The sequence below is a fragment of the Thermotoga petrophila RKU-1 genome (assembly GCF_000016785.1).
Lineage (GTDB): Bacteria > Thermotogota > Thermotogae > Thermotogales > Thermotogaceae > Thermotoga > Thermotoga petrophila.
The window spans coordinates 1,697,439-1,714,850 of the sequence record NC_009486.1 but is presented as its reverse complement, the minus strand read 5'-3'; the positions used below and the strand labels follow the sequence as shown (position 1 = coordinate 1,714,850).

Here is a 17,412-nt window from a genome sequence, read left to right as displayed (position 1 = left end):
GGACGTGATCAGAGTTCTCAGCGTCTTCGGAACAAGACCCGAAGCAATAAAGATGGCACCTCTCGTGAAAAAACTCGAAGAAGAAGAACGAAACGTGGAAAGTTTGGTCTGTGTCACCGCTCAGCACAGACAGATGTTGGACCAGGTGCTGGAAGTTTTCGATATAAAACCGGATTTTGACCTGAACATAATGAAAGAGCGGCAGAGTCTTGCCGATATAACTGTGAACGCACTGTCGGGTCTCTACGATTTGATTGAAGAGTTAAAACCGGATATCGTACTGGTTCAGGGAGACACAACGACTACGTTCGCAGGAGCACTCGCGGCCTTCTATCACAGGATCCCGGTTGGCCACGTTGAAGCAGGCTTGAGAACAAATGACAGGTACTCCCCTTTCCCAGAGGAGATCAACAGAAGACTAACGGGTGTTCTTTCTACACTGCATTTCGCACCTACAAAGAGGAACAGAGAGAACCTTCTTAGGGAAAACGTCATGGGAAAGATCTACGTGACTGGAAACACGGTGATAGACGCCCTCAGGTACACCGTGAAGGAGAGCCACGTTTTTGAGAATCCGGTTTTGAGGAATATGGATTTTTCCGACGGAAGGTACATCCTTCTCACTTCCCATAGAAGAGAGAACATCGGAAAGCCCCTTGAAAACATCTGTAAAGCAGTGAGAAGGATCGTTGAAGAATTCGAAGATGTGAGGGTGATTTACCCGGTTCACATGAACCCCGCCGTGAGAGAGATCGTCTTCCCGATGCTCGAAAACATGGAGAGAGTCTTCTTGATCGACCCCGTGAATGTGATAGACATGCACAATCTGATGGCAAGAAGCTATCTCATCATGACGGACTCTGGAGGAATACAGGAAGAGGCACCGGCCCTCGGAAGGCCGGTGATCGTTCTGAGAAGGGAAACTGAAAGGCCCGAAGCGATCGAAGCGGGTGTTGCCGTTTTGGGAGGAGTGGAGGAAGAAAGGATATTCGAACTCGCAAAAAAGCTTCTTTTGGACAGAGAAGAATACGAAAAAATGGCGAAAGCCGTGAATCCATTCGGGGATGGCAGGGCTTCAGAGCGCATAGTGAAGGCGATTCTCCACGAATTCGGGCTTTCAGATCCACCGGAGGAATTTGGCTGATCACTTTCTTCTCTTTTCGAGCTCTTTCATGACATCCTGGATAGTGACACCAGCGTCGACCATGAGGACGGTGAGGTGGTAGATCATGTCCGCTATTTCCCAGACGAGGTTTTCTTTGTCATTCTGGAGATACCCTGTGACCACCTCTACCGCTTCTTCACCGAACTTTTTGGCGATTTTTCCCTTGCCTTCCCTGAAGAGCTTCGACGTGTAGGAACCTTCCGGCATCTCTTCTTTTCTTTTTTTAACGAGTCTGTAGAGATCCAGCCAGAAGGTGGGAGAGCCCGTTTCTTCAAATCTGTGTTCCACCTTGAAAAAACAGGATCTGTTTCCCGTGTGACACGCCACCTTGTCTTCTGGAAAATCGACGATGTACAGGTAAGTATCGTCATCGCAGTCTCTTCTTATTTCAACCACTCTCATCGTGTTTCCAGAGGTCTCTCCCTTTTTCCAGATTTTCTGTCTCTCCCTCGAAAAGAAATGCGCGTATCCCGTTTTCTTGGTGAGCTCCAAAGCCTCCTCGTTCGCGTAGGCCAGCATCAACACTTCACCCGTTGTTTTCTCCTGAACCACCACTGGATAGAGCGTCATCGCAACCCCTCCAGTCTCACGTTCACTCCGTGTTTTTTGAGATATTCTTTCAATTCTCTCACATCGATCTCTCTGAAGTGAAAGACGGAAGCCGCAAGGGCAGCGTCGGCACCCGCCAGAAACGCTTCAAGGAAATGTTCCATTTTTCCCGCACCACCAGAAGCGATGATGGGAAGCGTAGTCAGTGGTCTCACAAACCTTATCATCTCCGTGTCGTAACCTGCTTTCGTGCCGTCTCTGTCGATACTGGTGAGTAGAATCTCTCCTGCCCCTCTCCTTTCTACTTCAACCACCCAGTCTCTCAGAAGTATGCCCGTGTTCTTCTTTCCGGAGTAGGTGAAGACCACGAACTCTCCATCCACCTTTTTTGCATCTATCGCCACGACGACGGCCTGGCTTCCGAAAGTTCGGGCGATCTTCGTGATCAGGGAAGGATCCTCCACAGCCGCCGTGTTTATGCTCACCTTGTCCGCACCCCGGAGAATGAGTTCGGAGGCCGTTTCGAAGTCGTGGATGCCTCCTCCAACGGTGAACGGAATGTCGATCTGCTCGGCCACCTTTTCGACCAGTTCCAGCATGGTTTTCCTCTTCTCAACAGATGCGGTGATATCCAGAAAAACGAGTTCGTCTATTCCAATTTCGGAATAGAACTTCCCCAACTCGACCGGATCACCGCTGTCCCTGAGATTTTCGAAGTTCGTTCCCTTCACCACACGGCCGTCTTTCACGTCGAGACATGCGATTATTCTCTTAGCGAGCATATCTCTTCATCACCTCAACTGTGAGAATTCCCTCCAGAAATGCCCTTCCCACGATCACACCTTTGAGAAGCCCGTTCGTTTCTCTGTGAACCCTCTGCGCTGTTTTCAAAGAGTTCTCCGAAGAGATTCCCCCTGCTGCGAATACGTTCACTTCAGCTTCGATCGCTATCTTCCTGGTGAGAGAAAAATCGTGCTCCTGAAGAGTGCCATCTTTTTCGATCTCCGTGTGTACGATCTCTTCAAGACCGTATTCCTTCAGTCTCTTCAGAAGAGATATCGGATCGATTTCCTCTTCCGCCAGCCATCCTTTGAACGCGACTTTCCCACCTCGGGTGTCCAGACTGAACACGGGCTCCACGTCGATTTCTTTCAGAAATTTCAGAAAAGAAGGATCTTCCAGAACTTTTGAACTCACAATCTGTCTCTTGTATCCCAGCTTGCGGAGTCTTTCTGCGTAATCGAATGATCTGATCCCGCCTCCGATCTGTATGTGTTCGGCAAATTCGGAAAGTCTTTCGAGGACAGGAAAGTTCTCAACGCTGTTTTCTATCGCCTTCGAAAGATCCACAACGTGGATCAGTGTGAATCCCTCTTCGATGAGTTTTTTCACCAGCTCTGCGGGATCTTTTTCGTAGAATATGGTGTTCTCCTTTTTTCCTTTCACCATTCTCGCTACCTTTCCTCTGAAGAGATCTATCGCCGGGACAACGAGCATTCGATCACCTTCTCAAGCAGTTTTCTTCCGATTTTTGAACTCTTTTCGGGATGGAACTGAAAACCCAGAATTCTCCCCTTCCTCACCGCGGATGGAAAGATCTCACCGTCGTATTCCGTTGTTCCCAGAACGTGTTCCTCTTTGCACACGGCTCTGTAGGTGTGGACGAAGTAGTAATACCCGTTCGGAAACGTGCCTTTGAAGATCACCTCGTTCCAGCCCATGTGTGGAAGTCTTCTACTCTTCAGTTTCACGACGTTTCCTTCTATGAGAGAAAGACCCTTTACGCCGGGTGCCTCTTCGCTCTCTTCAAAAAGGAGCTGCATTCCAAGGCAGACTCCGACCACGTATTTTCCATCTTCGACGTGTTTTTTTATGAACTCAACAAGACCGTTCTCTCTGAGTCGTCTCATTCCTTCGCCGAAGTGTCCTACACCCGGGATGAACAGAAGATCGTACAGATCGTCTTGAGGTGACTCCACGAGTTCTATCGAAACATCCTCAAAATTTTCTGATGCCCTCTTCACTCCACGGTACAGGTTCATTATGTTTCCCGGACCAACAGAGATTATTCCGATCCTCAATCTATCACACCCTTAGTGGTCTTTTTTTCCGACCCCTCCAGAGCCCGGGCGATCGCGAGTCCAAAAGATTTCATGGCAGATTCAGAAATGTGATGGTCGTTCTTTCCAAAGAATTTGAAGAAGTGGACCGTGATCCTTGCATGGTTTACGAATCCGCACATGAACTCCTCGAATCCTTCGACGGGCATGTCTTCTATCTTTTCAACGGAGAACTCGAAGTTCTTCTGGAAGAAGGGTCTTCCGGAAAGATCCACGTAGCATCCCACCAGCGCCTCGTTCATGGGAACGGTGGCTTCCCCGAATCTTCTCACTTTCGTGTAGTCGAAGAGCTCCCTGAATGCGAGACCCAGTGAGATTCCAAAGTCCTCTATCAGGTGGTGGAGGATACCGTCTTTGCTTTCGCAGGTACTCACCCTGAGACCCAAGCCGGAGTAATGACAGAAGGTGTTCAGAAGGTGATCGAAGAAGTTCACACCAGTACTCCCTTCGAGTTTTCCGTGTACCGTGTCGAGTGTTATAGAGATCTCGATCTCGTTGGTGTTTCTCTGAACGATCACGCCGTTTTCCAATCTTTCTACCGTCATTTGAACACCTCCAGTTCTTTCAGGATCATATCGTTCTCCTCGCGCTTTCCGATTGTGATTCTAACACCTTCCCTGAAACTACGAACAGCAATGTTCTTTGCCCGGAGGTGTTCGAGAAGTCTTTCTTTTTCTTCCTTTTCCATGAATATGAACACGAAGTTTCCTCTGGAATCGGTGATTCGGTATCCCATTTTTCTGAGGATACTCTTCATTCTCTCGCGTTCTTCCACGATGAACTTCGTTCTCTCCTCAAAGATCTCTCTGTGATCGAGAGCCACCTTCGCGAACATCTGGGAAACGTAGCTCACGTTGAAAGGAAGTCTCATCCTGTTGTAAGCGTCAATGAACTTTTCTGAGGATACAACGTATCCGATACGCTGCGCTGCCAGAGAAAACGCTTTCGAGAAGGTCCTGATCACGGCGAGGTTCTCGTATTTTTTCAGAAGATCCACGTAACTCTCTCCATGGAATTCGTAGTAGGCTTCATCCAGTGCGACGAAGGCACCCGTTTTCAGGATTCTTTCGATTTCCTCTCTTTCGAAGACGTGGCCCGTTGGATTGTTCGGGTTCGGAATGAAAACAACGTCTCCCTCTCCCACGTTCACCTCAGGTATCCTCAGATCCTTCGTGAGCGGCACCTCCAAGAATTTCGCTCCAACTGCCTTCGCAAAGATCCTGTAGCAACTGTAGGTCGGAGGAAAAAAGACGGAACGGTCGAACATGAGCATCATCACGTAGATGATCTCGTCCGCTCCGTTTCCCACAGAGACGTTGCTTTTCGAGAGGAAATCGGTGTTGAGGTATGAGAGTATCTTTTCTATTAATTCTTCATCGGGGGAGTCGTAGTAGATCTTCAGGGTGTCGCTGTTCAATCGTCGAAACACTTCATCCACGAGATCCTCTGGAAAGGGGAAGGGATTTTCGTTCAGCGCGAGGTAGGTTCTGTCTCTCTTTTCGGTTTCGTACGGATACGCCCTCCTTGCTATCAAATCGAGAGGATTCACAGTTTTCCCCTCCTGACGTCTATTGCCCGAGCGTGGGCTTCAAAACCTTCCCAACGTGCCATCTTCGAGTAAAGCTCGCCCTTTCTTTTGAAATCTTCTTCGGAGAGATACGTGATGAATATCTTCTTCGTGAAATCGGAAACTCTGAGTCCGGAGGAGAATCTCGCGGATCTGAAGGTGGGAAGGACGTGGTTCGGTCCCGCACCGTAGTCTCCCACAGACTCACAGGTGTACTTTCCAAGGAAAACAGATCCCGCGTTCTTTATATATCCCAGCGATTCAAACGGCTTTTCCACGAGGACTTCCAGATGTTCGGGAGCGATGAGGTTGGAGATCTCAAAGGCCCTTTTCAGACTGTCTGTCAAGATGATGGTACCGAAGTTTTCCGTTGAGATCCTGGCCGTTTTTCTTCTCTCTTCTGGAAGAGCTTCCAGGTGTCTTTCTATGACATGAGGCAATTTTTCGAAGACTTCTCTCGAGGTGGTTATCACCACGCTCATCGCGTTCTCGTCGTGCTCCGCCTGGGAGAGAAAATCCGCGGCTACGAGATCCAGATCAACGCTACCGTCCGTCACGATCGTGATCTCACTGGGACCTGCTATGGAGTCGATTCCGACGTCTCCGTAAACGTGTTTCTTCGCGAGCGTGACGAAGACTCCACCTGGTCCCACGATCTTGTCAACGGGTTTCACTGTTTCCGTGCCGTACGTGAGAGCAGCCACCGCATGAGCTCCTCCCATCCGATAGATCTCTTTCAGACCGAGGATTTCGCAGGTTTTCAGGATGTATGGGGAGATGCCTCCGTTTTCATCTGGTGGTGTTGTGACGACGATCCTTTCCACACCAGCGACGATAGCAGGAACCGCACACATGAGGAGCGTAGAGAAGTACGGAACCTTTCCTCCAGGAACGTAAATTCCCACGCTCTCGAGAGGGACAACCATCTCTCCCAGGAAACTTCCACCCTTCGTCGTGAAAAAGAAAGATCTTTCCTCCTGTCTTCGATGGAATTCTTTCAGGTCTTCTATCACCATTTTTATCGTTTCAACGAATTCTTCTTCTACTTGGGCTTCCGATATTTCCTTCTTTGTGACACGAAGGTTCTCGATGCCCACCGGGTGCTTCTCAAACCTTTTGAGGAATTCTTCGAGGGCTCTGTCTCCTTCTTCTTTCACTCTCCTGATGATCTCTTTTACGGCCTCTTCCACCTGCGATACGGATTCCATCCTCTGTTTCAACAGTCTGAGCACTTCTTTATCTCCGGGGTTGTTCATCAAAATCATGTTCGATCACCTCCTGGAGCTTTTCAAGGAAGGAAACCACCTCTTCTCTTTTCGTTCTGTAACTCACCGGGTTCACCACAACATGGGTTCTTATGACGAATATCTCGTCGAGAATCTCCAGATTGTTCTCTTTCAGTGTTCTTCCCGTTTCGGTGATGTCCACGATGAGATCTGCGAGCCCGGCTATTGGAGCGAGCTCAACAGAACCTTTCAGCGGTATGATGCGACAGTGCCATCCTCTGGTTTCGCAGTATCTCTGAGTTACGTTCGGAAACTTCGTGGCGATTCTCTTTTCACCCTCTGGAATTCCTTTTCCCTTCGGACCGGCGAGAACCATTCTGCTGATGTTTGTGGGAATGAAAAAGGGTTGAATAAGACTGGTTTCCTTTTCGAGGAGCACGTCTGTTCCACAGAACCCGATGTCTGCCACCCCGTGAACGAGATACGTTGGTACATCGAATGGTCTCACCATGAAACAGACGATATCCTTTCCTTCTCGAAGAATGGATGACTCTCTTTCAAAAGTAAATCCCGTTTTTTTCAGGTATGTCATCACCTTCTCTTCTAGTCTTCCTTTGGGAATAGCGAGTTTCAGCATGTTTTTCCCTCCAGAAAAATGGATCCACCCACACCCTTTTCTCCGTTCACTGTGTACTCTCCACCGGCAGCCACAAGTCTGGAAGAAGATGTGTCGTATATGGTGAATATCAGGCCACTGTATTCTTCGATCGTCCTCGCAAGGGTGAGATCGATCTCAACGGAGACGATGGGAAACTTTTCCTGAAGGAAAGAAGACACTCGAAGCAGATCTTCCTTCACTGAAGGTGGGAGATCCATCGCTTTCAGGTGTTCCGGTGATCTCCGGTATATACTGTCTTCAATGATCTTTCCTACCTTGGAGAGGTCTATCTTCTTCATGTGAGAGAGGAACTCGATTTCTGCGAGATTTTTCGTGTCGATGAGATTCAAAACCTTCTCGTGGAGGTTCTTCGGAATTTCTTTCAGCAGGTCCTCATAAACTCCGGTGTGTCCGATCTCCACTATCACCGGACCTTCGAAAAATTCCGATGCACTTTCGACGATGATCTCAAGAACTTCCAGCGAATCGTCCATGGAGTTCCTTGGAACCTTTTCGAGTCCGAGTTGGTACTCCGCCACCAGATCGTTTCCAGAGTACCTGTAAACGAAATCAGCGTACCAGACCTTGACCTGAGATCCAGGGGAATATCTTTTACGATGGTTGAGAACAGTTTTTGTGAAGTCTTCCCTGATGGAGAAAAGATTGCCCTTTCTGTCGAGAAAGAAATTTCCCGTTGGGCCTTCCGTTCTCTCAAGTGCTGGAACGAAGAACGGTGAAAATCCTTTTTTTGTGGCCTTGCTGTAGAACGAAACCACCTTCTCGAAGTCCAAGTAGCTCACCTCCCAATAAACGAAAAGGCCACGTCTTCTCGACGTGGCCCGAACGATTTTCCACCATCACACACCCGGTGGAGAAACCGCCGGGCCATAGCAGTGATGGTGGTGTTCATCAAAAAACATTTTCATGATTTCGTTCTGTATTTTCATACCCTTTCACTCCTCTAGTCTTTATTCTACCATTCTTGCCGTAGAATTCACTATTTTGAATAATACTTTTAAAAAAACCGGTGTTAGAATAATCCCGTGACAGGGAGGCGAAGAGTATGAACGAAGCACTGCTGGTACTATTGTTTGCGATCCTCGCCTACTACTTCATCATCTTTGGGAAGATCGCTAAATCTGTTGTTACTCTCCTCATAGCACTCGTTCTCATGGCAATAAAAGTTGTCGAGGGTCTCGATCTTAGAAACATAGGTGAAGTGGTAGATTTCAACACGTTGGGGCTTCTCTTAGGAATGATGATCATCGTACACATATTGAAAGGGACTGGTTTTTTCGAGTATCTTGCGATTTCCGCTATAAAGATTTCCAAGGGTAGATTCTGGCTTCTGTTCGCTTTCCTCATGGTACTCACCGCTGTGACCTCCGCCTTCCTTGACAATTTGATCACCATCATCCTCATTTCTCCCATACTGTTTTTGATCCTCGATACGATGGAAGTGAATCCCGTGCCTTTCTTTCTTTTCACGATCTTCATAGACAACATCGGGGGAATGTCGACACTCATCGGGAGTCCTCTGAACATCGTGCTTGGTTCGATAAGTGGACTCAGCTTCAACGATTTTCTGAAGAACATGGGTCCTGTGACTGTTCTTGTATTCGTGATCGTCTTCTTCCTCTTCAAAAGGTACGTTCACATCGATGAAAAAGCCTTTGAAAGACTGAGAAATCTTCTCAATGTAGATCCGAAACGATCGATCACGGATCCTGTGGTTCTCAAAAAATCGCTGTTCGTTTTCCTCTCAACGCTGGTGTTGTTTGGCCTTCATTCCCTCGTGGAAGTGGAACTTTCGTTGATAGCGCTCATAGCTGCCTGTGCGCTTCTTCTCATGCTTGGAAAGAATTTCGAAGAAGTGTCAGAGGGAATGGACTGGGACACGCTGTTCTTCTACACAGGGCTCTTCATCATCTCGTACTCTCTGGAACAGATCGGTGTTATGGAAGTCATAGCCAGTTTCCTGAAAGCTCTATCTTTCAACAGATTTCTTTTCGTTAGCACGGTAACATGTATCTCCTTCTTTTCCACTGCCTTTTTGAGCGCCGTTCCCGCGACTCTCATAATCGCTCCCACACTGAAAATTCTCATCTCGCAGGGCTTCCCCGCTTCGCTGTGGTGGGTGTACGCCTTCGGGGCGAATCTTGGAACGAATCTGACACCACTTGGGGCTGTTCAGAACATAGTTGGTCTTTCTCTACTAGAAAAGCACACGAAACACACGGTGAGTTTCAAGGAATTTTTCAAAGTGGCGTGGAGTTTCATGTTCATACCGTTCATAATCGCAATACTCTATTCACTCATCATTTATTAAGAATCTCATCGCTCTTCTTGCGATGTATCTCCTGAAGAAGTAAGAACCTTTGTGACCCGATGGAAGATAGACGGTCTTCTTGTTCTTGAGAAGCTTGTGAAGACACGCGTAGGACTGGTACGGTATCACACGATCGAAGAGCGCCCAGAAGAAGAGAACTTTCTGATCCACGAACGGCGCGAAAGATGCCGGATCGTAGAAATAGCAACCCACCGGTGGTTTTCTCCTGATATCTTCGATAGAGTTAAACGATCTGACGACTTCAAGGACACTTCCTCTGTTCTTAATACAATCTTTCTCTGATCTACAACCGTATTCGTTTCCGTTCTCTCTGTAGAGTTCTCTCAATTTCTCTGTGTAGGGTGAATACCAGTTGATCCACCTCCAGTCCCCACCGGAACAGCAGATAACACCCTTCCCAATTTGTTTTTCACGGGCGAGTGCTATGGTCGTTATCATCCCTCCGAAACTGAAACCCATCAGCGAGATGGGCTTGTCGTTGTCTTTCTTCACAACACCAACCAGATCGATCACGTCCTGCACAGCCTCGTCGAATCGCTTCACACAGAAAGAAGGTGAGGAATGGTAAAAAGGTTCTCCCCCAGTCCAGTTCTTCGGTGCTCGCTTCTCGTGGTAGGGAAGGATGAGAAACCAGGTTTTGATGTTGTGCTCTCTGAACTTCTCTCCGAACCAGAGAAGGTATGGAATATTTCCGTTTCCTATCCCGTGAAGAAAGATCAGATTGTGTTCAATCCTCTCCGGTTCAAAAACATAGACCCGTACAGTTTTACTCTCCTCAACAATGGGTTCGTAAGAAGCATCGAACGTTATCAGTCTCATTTCAGACACCTCCGATTATTATTTTAAACATGATAGAATCTAAAGATGAGGTGATAGGAATGGTGGACTTCAAGATGACAAAGGAAGGTCTCGTACTCCTCATAAGAGATTATCAGAACCTCGAAGAAGTCTTGAACGCGATCTCCGCTCGTATCACCCAGATGGGGGGATTCTTTGCCAAGGGAGACAGGATTTCTCTGATGATCGAGAATCACAACAAACACTCTCAGGATATTCCAAAGATCGTTTCTCACCTGAGAAATCTCGGTCTTGAAGTCTCCCAGATACTCGTTGGAAGCACTGTTGGTGGAAAGGAAAATGACCTGAAAGTAGAATCACGAACGACGGTTGAAAGCACCGGGAAAGTGATAAAAAGGAACATCCGATCCGGTCAGACTGTTGTTCATTCCGGTGATGTGATAGTCTTCGGGAACGTGAACAAGGGGGCTGAAATCCTCGCCGGAGGTTCTGTTGTTGTCTTTGGGAAGGCACAGGGCAACATACGTGCGGGATTGAACGAAGGAGAACAGGCTGTGGTGGCCGCTCTCGATCTTCAAACCTCCCTCATTCAGATAGCGGGTTTTATCACGCATTCCAAAGGAGAAGAGAACGTGCCTTCCATCGCGCATGTGAAGGGGAATCGAATAGTGATCGAACCGTTCGACAAGGTGAGCTTCGAAAGGAGTGAATGAAGGTGGAAACCAGAAAACTATTGATGGAACTGTCGAACCTCGACGGTCCTTCAGGTTACGAGACGAACGTGGTTTCTTACATAAAGTCAATCATTGAACCTTTCATAGATGAAGCGAGAACAACCCGCCACGGGAGTTTGATCGGGTACAAAAAAGGTAAAGGAATAGGAAAACTCGCACTCTTTGCCCACGTGGATGAAATCGGTTTTGTTGTTTCGAAGGTGGAGGGGCAGTTCGCCAGACTCGAGCCCGTGGGTGGAGTGGATCCAAAGGTAGTTTATGCTTCGAAAGTTCGTATTTACACAAAAAACGGAGTCGAACGTGGCGTGATAGGGATGCTCGCTCCACATTTACAGGATCTGGAATCTGGAAAAAAGGTCCTGATGTACGATGAAATTTTCGTTGATTTATCTTTGTGCGAAAGAGATGTCCGTGTAGGGGATATAGCGGTGATAGATCAAACTGCTTTCGAAGCGAATGGGAAGGTGGTTGGGAAAGCTCTGGACAACAGAGCGAGTTGTGGAGTTCTTGTGAAAACACTCGAATTTCTCAGAAAGTACGATCACCTGTGGGATGTCTACGTTGTCTTTTCTGTTCAGGAAGAGACAGGATGTCTGGGTGCTCTCACGAGTGCGTACGAGATAAATCCCGACGTGGCGATCGTGATGGATGTTACGTTCGCTTCCGAGCCTCCATTCAGTGATCACATAGAGCTCGGAAAGGGACCGGTGATAGGCCTGGGACCGGTTGTGGATAGGAATCTTGTCCAGAAGATCATCGAGATAGCGAAGAAACACAACGTTTCTCTTCAGGAAGAAGCGGTTGGAGGAAGGTCTGGTACAGAAACGGATTTCGTTCAGCTTGTTCGAAACGGCGTTAGAACATCTCTCATATCCATTCCCTTGAAGTATATGCACACTCCCGTGGAGATGGTAGACCCACACGATGTGGAGGAACTCGCAAGACTTCTCTCCCTTGTCGCGGTAGAATTGGAGGTGTGACAGATGTATCTCAAAGAGCTTTCGATGATGCCGGGTGTGTCTGGAGATGAAGGAAAAGTTAGGGATTTCATAAGGTCAAAGATAGAAGGTCTTGTTGACAATCTTTACACCGATGTCCTTGGGAATTTGATAGCCCTGAAAAGGGGCAGAGATTCTTCAAAAAAACTGCTCGTTTCGGCTCACATGGACGAGGTTGGTTTCGTTGTGAACAAAATAGAAAAAGATGGAAAAGTGGCGTTCTTGCCCGTTGGAGGGGTCGATCCCAGGATACTTCCCGGAAAGGTGGTTCAGTTGAAGGATCTCAAAGGAGTCATCGGCTACAGACCGATTCACCTTCAGCGTGATGAGATGAATACCCCACCAAAGTTTGAGAATCTGCGAATTGATTTTGGTTTTTCTTCTGCAGACGAAGCGAAAAAGTACATATCAATAGGGGATTACGTTTCTTTTGTGAGTGATTACATCGAAAAGAACGGTCGGGCAGTTGGAAAAGCATTTGATGACAGAGCGGGTTGTTCCGTTCTGATCGATGTTCTCGAGAGTGGTGTGAATCCCGCCTACGATACGTACTTTGTATTCACAGTTCAGGAAGAGACAGGCCTTCGTGGAAGTGCAGTTGTGGTGGAACAGCTGGAACCCACCTGTGCCATCGTCGTGGAAACCACCACAGCCGGTGACAATCCGGAACTGGAGGAAAGAAAGTGGGCAACACATTTGGGTGACGGTCCTGCCATCACCTTCTTCCACAGGGGATACGTGGTTCCAAAAGAGATTTTCCAGACCATCGTGGATACGGCGAAGAACAACGACATTCCGTTTCAGATGAAAAGGAGAACCGCTGGGGGAACAGACGCTGGACGCTACGCCAGAACCGCCTACGGAGTGCCCGCAGGTGTGATCTCCACTCCAGCCCGATACATTCACAGTTCGAATTCGATCATAGATTTGAATGACTACGAAAACACAAAGAAACTCATAAAAGTACTTGTCGAGGAAGGAAAAATCGTGGAGGTGGTCTCATGAAGGAACTGATCAGAAAGCTGACGGAAGCCTTCGGTCCGAGTGGACGGGAAGAAGAGGTGAGAAGAATCATCCTCGAAGAACTCGAAGGGTACATAGATGGTCACAGAATCGATGGGCTCGGCAATCTCATAGTTTGGAAAGGAAGCGGTGAGAAGAAGGTGATACTGGACGCTCACATAGATGAGATAGGTGTTGTTGTTACAAACATAGATGAAAAAGGATTTCTGACGATAGAACCCGTCGGTGGTGTCTCTCCGTACATGCTTCTTGGAAAAAGGATCAGGTTCGAAAACGGTGTGGTAGGCGTTGTTGGTATGGAAGGTGAAACAACAGAAGAAAGGCAGGAGAATGTGAGAAAGCTCTCGTTCGACAAGCTGTTCGTTGACATCGGTGCAAGTTCCCGGGAGGAAGCACAGAAGATGTGCCCGATTGGAAGTTTCGGCGTCTACGACAGTGGATTCGTTGAAGTTTCCGGAAAATACGTCTCGAAGGCGATGGACGACAGGATAGGATGCGCCGTAATCGTCGAAGTTTTCAAAAGAATCAAACCCACTGTTACGCTCTACGGTGTTTTCAGTGTTCAGGAAGAAGTGGGATTGGTTGGTGCCTCGGTGGCAGGCTACGGCATATCAGCGGATGAGGCCATTGCGATCGATGTGACAGATTCGGCAGATACACCGAAGGCCATAAAGAGACACGCTATGAGACTCTCCGGTGGTCCCGCTTTGAAAGTCAAAGACAGAGCCTCGATCAGCAGCAGACGCATCCTCGAAAATCTGATAGAGATCGCGGAAAAGTTCAGTATAAAGTATCAGATGGAAGTTCTGACGTTCGGTGGCACGAACGCCATGGGATATCAACGAACAAGAGAAGGAATTCCTTCCGCCACGGTGTCTGTTCCCACACGATACGTTCATTCACCCAGTGAGATGATCGCACCGGATGATGTTGAGGCAACGGTCGATCTTCTCATCAGGTATCTGGGGGCGTGAGAGATGGCCAGAATCACCCTTTCCGATGGTCAGTCGAGGTTTCTGTTTTGGCTGATCGTCGTTATTTTCGGTGTGGCTATAGCTTTGCTGTCTTGGAATATTTATTTGAAATTCCAGCTCAAAAACGTAAAAGTGGAGATTGTGGAGATAAAGCCAGTGGAGATAAAGATACCTGAAGAAATAGAAGCATCCATCTCGTTAACACCTCCACCGACTCCTCTCCTCGTAGAATTCGAGGAGTTCGACTACGAGAAGTTGAGAGACGAGATGGCGAATTTCGTCTCTGAAGATCAGGTGGTTTCCTCCTTCGTTGTGAAGAAAGAAGACGCTCTGAGGATCATCAGAAGGTCGGGTCTTCCGTATCTCATTTCTCCCGTTTCAACGGACACCTATTCGGTGGTGCTCCTCGGTGAGTTCGAGGATTTCTCACAGATTGCCCAGAGGTCTCTTTATGGAGTCTTTGTGATAACAACGTTGTCTGAGAGTCTTTCAAAAGAACTCGCTTACGATCTGAGAGTGGCGGGTTATCCTTCCTATGTTTACGCCTTCCAGAAACTTGATAAGAAGTACTACTCTGTGGTGGTGGGGGCTTTTCCAACGCTTCGACTTGCTGAAGAGTATTTTGAAAAACTGAACTGGGAAGACATCATGAAGCGGGTGAAGGTGAACAGGCCGGGATACGCCGGGAGGTTGATCAGTCCTTGAAACTCAAAAAGCAGCATCAAAGAACAATACTGTTCGTGGCACTCGTGTTCTTCATATTGCTTGGAATTGTTATGGAACGAGAAACAAAAACAGAGGAGGACACAACACCCTCTCAGAAGGTTGTTGCTTTTCCGGTGGATCTGAATACCGCTTCTCTGGAAGATCTGATGTCGATTCCCGGAATCGGCCCTGTGAAGGCCCAGAGGATCATCGATTACAGAGAGTCACATGGTGGGTTTTCGAGTGTGGAAGAATTGAAGAACGTCTCCGGGATCGGAGAGAAAACTCTGGAGAAGATTTCTGGATATGTGACCGTTGAGGGAGTTGAACAACATATCAAAAGAGAAGTCACAAAACTGAACGTAAACACGGCTTCTGTTGAAGAACTCGAAACCCTTCCCTACATAGGTGAGATGAAGGCAAAAGCCATTGTCGAGTACCGTGAAAAAAACGGTCCTTTCTGTTCTCCCGAAGATCTTCTGAACGTGCCTGGAATAGGTGAAAAGACACTGGAGAAAATAAGAGGAAAAATCACATTTTGAAAGGAGGAATAAACATGAAGAAACTGCTCCTACCATTTGTTTTGGCAAGTGTTCTCCTTGCAACGTTACTCGTTTCACAAAGTTCCTCGAATTCTTCCCTGAGGGTGGCCTACGTCGATGTGGAGAAAGCAACGGAGAGTTACTACAAGTGGCAGGATCTGAACGAAAAATACAAGAGAGACTACTCTTTCTATCAGAACAAGTTGAAGGAGATGGAAGATGAGCTCAAAAAGATGCAAGAAGAGGGAAGGCCTCAGGAAGAGATACTGGCAAAACAGAAGGAGATTCTCTCGAAAAAGACCGAGTACGAAAATCTTCTGAAGTCCGAATACCAGCAGAAAATCCAGGAAGTAATGGGAGAAGTTGTGAACAAAATTCAGGAATACGCGAGCGTCATGGGATACGATCTTGTGGTTGCAAAACAGATGGTTCTCTATGGAAAGCCATCTTACGATATAACAGACCAGGTGATCGCTTACATCAATCAGAAATGATGGATTTTCTAAAGTGCGAGAACCTCAAAAAGAGATTCGGAAGAAGGTACGTAGTGAACGGGGTGAATCTGGAGTTTCACAGGGGTGAGATAGTTGGTCTTCTCGGTCCCAACGGAGCCGGGAAGACCACTATCTTCAACATGATCCTTGGTGTTGTTGTACCGACTTCAGGAAGGATCATCTTCAGGGATCTGGATATAACGAAGTTTCCCGTTTACAGAAGAGCAAGGCTCGGTATCACCTATCTTCAACAGGAGACTTCGATCTTTGGAGGCCTCACTGTGAGAGAGAACATAGATCTTGTGCTTCGCTTCCACGAAAAGGAGAGAGAGAAGAGGGAAAGAAAAATAGAAGAACTCCTCCACGAATTTCATCTGAAACCCCTCGAAAATCAACCTGCGAGCTTTCTTTCTGGAGGAGAAAAGAGAAAGCTGGAACTCGCAAGGATGATGTGTTTGAATCCCGCTTTTATACTGCTCGATGAACCCTTCAGTGGAATAGATCCGAAGACTGTGAAAGAAATTCAAAAAATGACTTTGGAACTGAAGCAGAAAAATTTCGGAATCGTCATCACCGACCACAACGTCGACGAACTCGTTGAAATCGCTGACAGAATCTACGTCATCTACAAAGGAGAAATTCTCGCGGAAGGTCCTCCTGAAAGAATTTTGGAAGACGAAACAGTGAAGGAGGTGTACCTCGGAACGTGAAAAAGGTCGCCGTCATTGGATACTCCGGACCGGTGGACAGGCCTCCGCTACTGGAGCTTCGGGATATCTGTTTGGAACTCGGGAAAACCCTTGCCAAAAAAGGTTGCATCGTGTTCAACGGTGGAAGAGACGGCGTGATGGAACTCGTGTCTCAGGGAATCAGAGAAGCGGGTGGAATCGTAGTGGGAATACTTCCCGATGAAGAGGTGGGAAACACCTATCTTTCTGTCGCAGTGAAAACAGGCCTTGACTTTCAGATGAGGTCTTTCGTTCTTTTGAGAAATGCAGATGTGGTTGTCTCGGTTGGCGGAGAGATTGGAACAGCGATAGAAATCCTGGGAGCATATGCGCTGGGAAAGCCTGTGATCCTGTTGAGAGGAACGGGCGGGTGGACCGACAGAATTTCCCAGGTTTTGATAGACGGAAAATATCTGGATAACAGAAGAATTGTGGAAGTTTATCAGGCTTGGACTGTAGAGGAAATTGTTCAGATCATGGAACAGATTCTCTGAGCCAATTCATGTATTCAGGGAGGACATTTTCCACCTTCAGTGTGAAGATCGCGGGTGTTTCATATGGGTGTAGACCTCTCAGTTCTTCATAGAGTTCCTTTTCCTTTTCTTCTGTGGTTTTGAAGATAGCTGCCCACTCTTTGTCCTGAACGATTTCGCCTTTCCACCAGTATCCGGATCTGATTTCAAGCACGTTGAAACAGGCGATCAGCCTTTTTTCAAGGAGATTTCTTCCTATCTCAAGCGCTTTCTCTTCACTCGGGAAGGTTGAGTATACGAGTATCATA

22 protein-coding genes are annotated in these 17,412 nt (G+C 47.5%); 11 read left to right on the top strand and 11 right to left on the bottom strand.

Annotated features, from left to right (window positions below; genetic code table 11):
- The first annotated feature begins 4 nt into the window (after positions 1-4).
- A complete protein-coding gene (gene wecB / locus TPET_RS08760; RefSeq protein WP_011944127.1) occupies positions 5-1,144 on the top strand; it encodes a non-hydrolyzing UDP-N-acetylglucosamine 2-epimerase in 1,140 nt (379 codons plus the stop codon).
- Here wecB and hisIE read toward each other — a convergent pair whose 3' ends face one another.
- Genes hisIE through TPET_RS08715 form a run of 9 tightly spaced genes read right to left on the bottom strand, consistent with a single transcriptional unit; the run spans position 1,145 to position 8,085 of the window.
- Positions 1,145-1,735 carry a bifunctional phosphoribosyl-AMP cyclohydrolase/phosphoribosyl-ATP diphosphatase HisIE gene (hisIE, locus tag TPET_RS08755; protein WP_011944126.1) on the bottom strand — a complete coding sequence of 197 codons (591 nt, stop codon included), beginning with the start codon at positions 1,733-1,735 and terminating at the stop codon, positions 1,145-1,147. It abuts the gene before it with no gap.
- Positions 1,732-2,496, bottom strand: a complete 765-nt coding sequence (hisF, locus tag TPET_RS08750; protein WP_011944125.1) for an imidazole glycerol phosphate synthase subunit HisF — start codon at positions 2,494-2,496, stop codon at positions 1,732-1,734. Before hisF ends, hisIE begins: the two co-directional genes overlap by 4 nt.
- Positions 2,486-3,211, bottom strand: a complete 726-nt coding sequence (gene hisA, locus TPET_RS08745) for a 1-(5-phosphoribosyl)-5-((5-phosphoribosylamino)methylideneamino)imidazole-4-carboxamide isomerase (RefSeq protein WP_011944124.1) — start codon at positions 3,209-3,211, stop codon at positions 2,486-2,488. Before hisA ends, hisF begins: the two co-directional genes overlap by 11 nt.
- The gene (hisH, locus tag TPET_RS08740; RefSeq protein WP_011944123.1) at positions 3,190-3,795 is read right to left on the bottom strand and encodes an imidazole glycerol phosphate synthase subunit HisH; all 606 of its coding nucleotides are present in this window, start codon (positions 3,793-3,795) and stop codon (positions 3,190-3,192) included. The genes hisA and hisH overlap by 22 nt, the downstream gene beginning before the upstream one ends.
- Entirely contained in the window at positions 3,792-4,379 is a 588-nt protein-coding gene (hisB, locus tag TPET_RS08735; protein ID WP_011944122.1) for an imidazoleglycerol-phosphate dehydratase, read from the bottom strand. Before hisB ends, hisH begins: the two co-directional genes overlap by 4 nt.
- The gene (gene hisC, locus TPET_RS08730; RefSeq protein WP_011944121.1) at positions 4,376-5,383 is read right to left on the bottom strand and encodes a histidinol-phosphate transaminase; all 1,008 of its coding nucleotides are present in this window, start codon (positions 5,381-5,383) and stop codon (positions 4,376-4,378) included. Before hisC ends, hisB begins: the two co-directional genes overlap by 4 nt.
- Complete coding sequence (gene hisD / locus TPET_RS08725; protein WP_011944120.1) at positions 5,380-6,666, bottom strand: histidinol dehydrogenase; 1,287 nt, start codon at positions 6,664-6,666, stop codon at positions 5,380-5,382. The genes hisC and hisD overlap by 4 nt, the downstream gene beginning before the upstream one ends.
- Positions 6,638-7,264 carry an ATP phosphoribosyltransferase gene (hisG, locus tag TPET_RS08720; RefSeq protein ID WP_011944119.1) on the bottom strand — a complete coding sequence of 209 codons (627 nt, stop codon included), beginning with the start codon at positions 7,262-7,264 and terminating at the stop codon, positions 6,638-6,640. The genes hisD and hisG overlap by 29 nt, the downstream gene beginning before the upstream one ends.
- Complete coding sequence (locus TPET_RS08715) at positions 7,258-8,085, bottom strand: ATP phosphoribosyltransferase regulatory subunit (RefSeq protein ID WP_148186846.1); 828 nt, start codon at positions 8,083-8,085, stop codon at positions 7,258-7,260. The genes hisG and TPET_RS08715 overlap by 7 nt, the downstream gene beginning before the upstream one ends.
- A 263-nt stretch (positions 8,086-8,348) precedes the next feature.
- On the opposite strand from TPET_RS08715, the gene TPET_RS08710 reads away from it, so the two are divergent.
- On the top strand, positions 8,349-9,614 hold the full coding sequence (locus tag TPET_RS08710) for an ArsB/NhaD family transporter (protein ID WP_011944117.1): 1,266 nt from the start codon (positions 8,349-8,351) through the stop codon (positions 9,612-9,614).
- Here TPET_RS08710 and TPET_RS08705 read toward each other — a convergent pair.
- On the bottom strand, positions 9,597-10,454 hold the full coding sequence (locus TPET_RS08705) for an alpha/beta fold hydrolase (protein WP_011944116.1): 858 nt from the start codon (positions 10,452-10,454) through the stop codon (positions 9,597-9,599). The two genes, TPET_RS08710 and TPET_RS08705, sit on opposite strands and share 18 nt — an antisense overlap.
- 59 nt (positions 10,455-10,513) lie before the next feature.
- On the opposite strand from TPET_RS08705, the gene minC reads away from it, so the two are divergent.
- Genes minC through TPET_RS08660 form a run of 9 tightly spaced genes read left to right on the top strand, consistent with a single transcriptional unit; the run spans position 10,514 to position 17,125 of the window.
- Positions 10,514-11,146, top strand: coding sequence for a septum site-determining protein MinC (gene minC, locus TPET_RS08700; protein WP_011944115.1), 633 nt, complete (start codon positions 10,514-10,516; stop codon positions 11,144-11,146).
- Positions 11,147-11,148: 2 nt separating this feature from the next.
- Positions 11,149-12,147 carry a M42 family metallopeptidase gene (locus TPET_RS08695; protein WP_011944114.1) on the top strand — a complete coding sequence of 333 codons (999 nt, stop codon included), beginning with the start codon at positions 11,149-11,151 and terminating at the stop codon, positions 12,145-12,147.
- A 3-nt stretch (positions 12,148-12,150) separates the two neighbouring features.
- Entirely contained in the window at positions 12,151-13,170 is a 1,020-nt protein-coding gene (locus TPET_RS08690) for a M42 family metallopeptidase (protein ID WP_011944113.1), read from the top strand.
- The gene (locus tag TPET_RS08685; RefSeq protein WP_011944112.1) at positions 13,167-14,162 is read left to right on the top strand and encodes a M42 family metallopeptidase; all 996 of its coding nucleotides are present in this window, start codon (positions 13,167-13,169) and stop codon (positions 14,160-14,162) included. Before TPET_RS08690 ends, TPET_RS08685 begins: the two co-directional genes overlap by 4 nt.
- 3 nt (positions 14,163-14,165) lie before the next feature.
- Positions 14,166-14,867 carry a hypothetical protein gene (locus TPET_RS08680; RefSeq protein ID WP_011944111.1) on the top strand — a complete coding sequence of 234 codons (702 nt, stop codon included), beginning with the start codon at positions 14,166-14,168 and terminating at the stop codon, positions 14,865-14,867.
- Positions 14,864-15,409 carry a ComEA family DNA-binding protein gene (locus TPET_RS08675; protein WP_011944110.1) on the top strand — a complete coding sequence of 182 codons (546 nt, stop codon included), beginning with the start codon at positions 14,864-14,866 and terminating at the stop codon, positions 15,407-15,409. Before TPET_RS08680 ends, TPET_RS08675 begins: the two co-directional genes overlap by 4 nt.
- A gap of 14 nt (positions 15,410-15,423) precedes the next feature.
- Positions 15,424-15,903 (top strand): OmpH/Skp family outer membrane protein, encoded by a 480-nt coding sequence (locus TPET_RS08670; protein WP_011944109.1) that lies wholly within the window; start codon positions 15,424-15,426, stop codon positions 15,901-15,903.
- On the top strand, positions 15,900-16,613 hold the full coding sequence (gene lptB, locus TPET_RS08665; protein ID WP_011944108.1) for an LPS export ABC transporter ATP-binding protein: 714 nt from the start codon (positions 15,900-15,902) through the stop codon (positions 16,611-16,613). The genes TPET_RS08670 and lptB overlap by 4 nt, the downstream gene beginning before the upstream one ends.
- Positions 16,610-17,125, top strand: coding sequence for a TIGR00725 family protein (locus TPET_RS08660; protein WP_011944107.1), 516 nt, complete (start codon positions 16,610-16,612; stop codon positions 17,123-17,125). The genes lptB and TPET_RS08660 overlap by 4 nt, the downstream gene beginning before the upstream one ends.
- Here the strand turns inward: TPET_RS08660 and cutA are convergent.
- The gene (gene cutA / locus TPET_RS08655) at positions 17,106-17,411 is read right to left on the bottom strand and encodes a divalent-cation tolerance protein CutA (RefSeq protein ID WP_011944106.1); all 306 of its coding nucleotides are present in this window, start codon (positions 17,409-17,411) and stop codon (positions 17,106-17,108) included. The genes TPET_RS08660 and cutA overlap by 20 nt on opposite strands.
- Position 17,412: the final 1 nt, after the last annotated feature.

Bases quoted from the DNA above. Each gene is read 5' to 3' on its own strand.
- hisIE (WP_011944126.1), bottom strand. From the start codon at position 1,735: ATGACGCTCTATCCAGTGGTGGTTCAGGAGAAAACAACGGGTGAAGTG.
- hisF (WP_011944125.1), bottom strand. From the start codon at position 2,496: ATGCTCGCTAAGAGAATAATCGCATGTCTCGACGTGAAAGACGGCCGT.
- hisA (WP_011944124.1), bottom strand. From the start codon at position 3,211: ATGCTCGTTGTCCCGGCGATAGATCTCTTCAGAGGAAAGGTAGCGAGA.
- hisB (WP_011944122.1), bottom strand. From the start codon at position 4,379: ATGACGGTAGAAAGATTGGAAAACGGCGTGATCGTTCAGAGAAACACC.
- hisD (WP_011944120.1), bottom strand. From the start codon at position 6,666: ATGATTTTGATGAACAACCCCGGAGATAAAGAAGTGCTCAGACTGTTG.
- hisG (WP_011944119.1), bottom strand. From the start codon at position 7,264: ATGCTGAAACTCGCTATTCCCAAAGGAAGACTAGAAGAGAAGGTGATG.
- TPET_RS08710 (WP_011944117.1), top strand. From the start codon at position 8,349: ATGAACGAAGCACTGCTGGTACTATTGTTTGCGATCCTCGCCTACTAC.
- TPET_RS08705 (WP_011944116.1), bottom strand. From the start codon at position 10,454: ATGAGACTGATAACGTTCGATGCTTCTTACGAACCCATTGTTGAGGAG.
- minC (WP_011944115.1), top strand. From the start codon at position 10,514: ATGGTGGACTTCAAGATGACAAAGGAAGGTCTCGTACTCCTCATAAGA.
- TPET_RS08690 (WP_011944113.1), top strand. From the start codon at position 12,151: ATGTATCTCAAAGAGCTTTCGATGATGCCGGGTGTGTCTGGAGATGAA.
- TPET_RS08685 (WP_011944112.1), top strand. From the start codon at position 13,167: ATGAAGGAACTGATCAGAAAGCTGACGGAAGCCTTCGGTCCGAGTGGA.
- TPET_RS08680 (WP_011944111.1), top strand. From the start codon at position 14,166: ATGGCCAGAATCACCCTTTCCGATGGTCAGTCGAGGTTTCTGTTTTGG.
- TPET_RS08670 (WP_011944109.1), top strand. From the start codon at position 15,424: ATGAAGAAACTGCTCCTACCATTTGTTTTGGCAAGTGTTCTCCTTGCA.
- lptB (WP_011944108.1), top strand. From the start codon at position 15,900: ATGATGGATTTTCTAAAGTGCGAGAACCTCAAAAAGAGATTCGGAAGA.
- cutA (WP_011944106.1), bottom strand. From the start codon at position 17,411: ATGATACTCGTATACTCAACCTTCCCGAGTGAAGAGAAAGCGCTTGAG.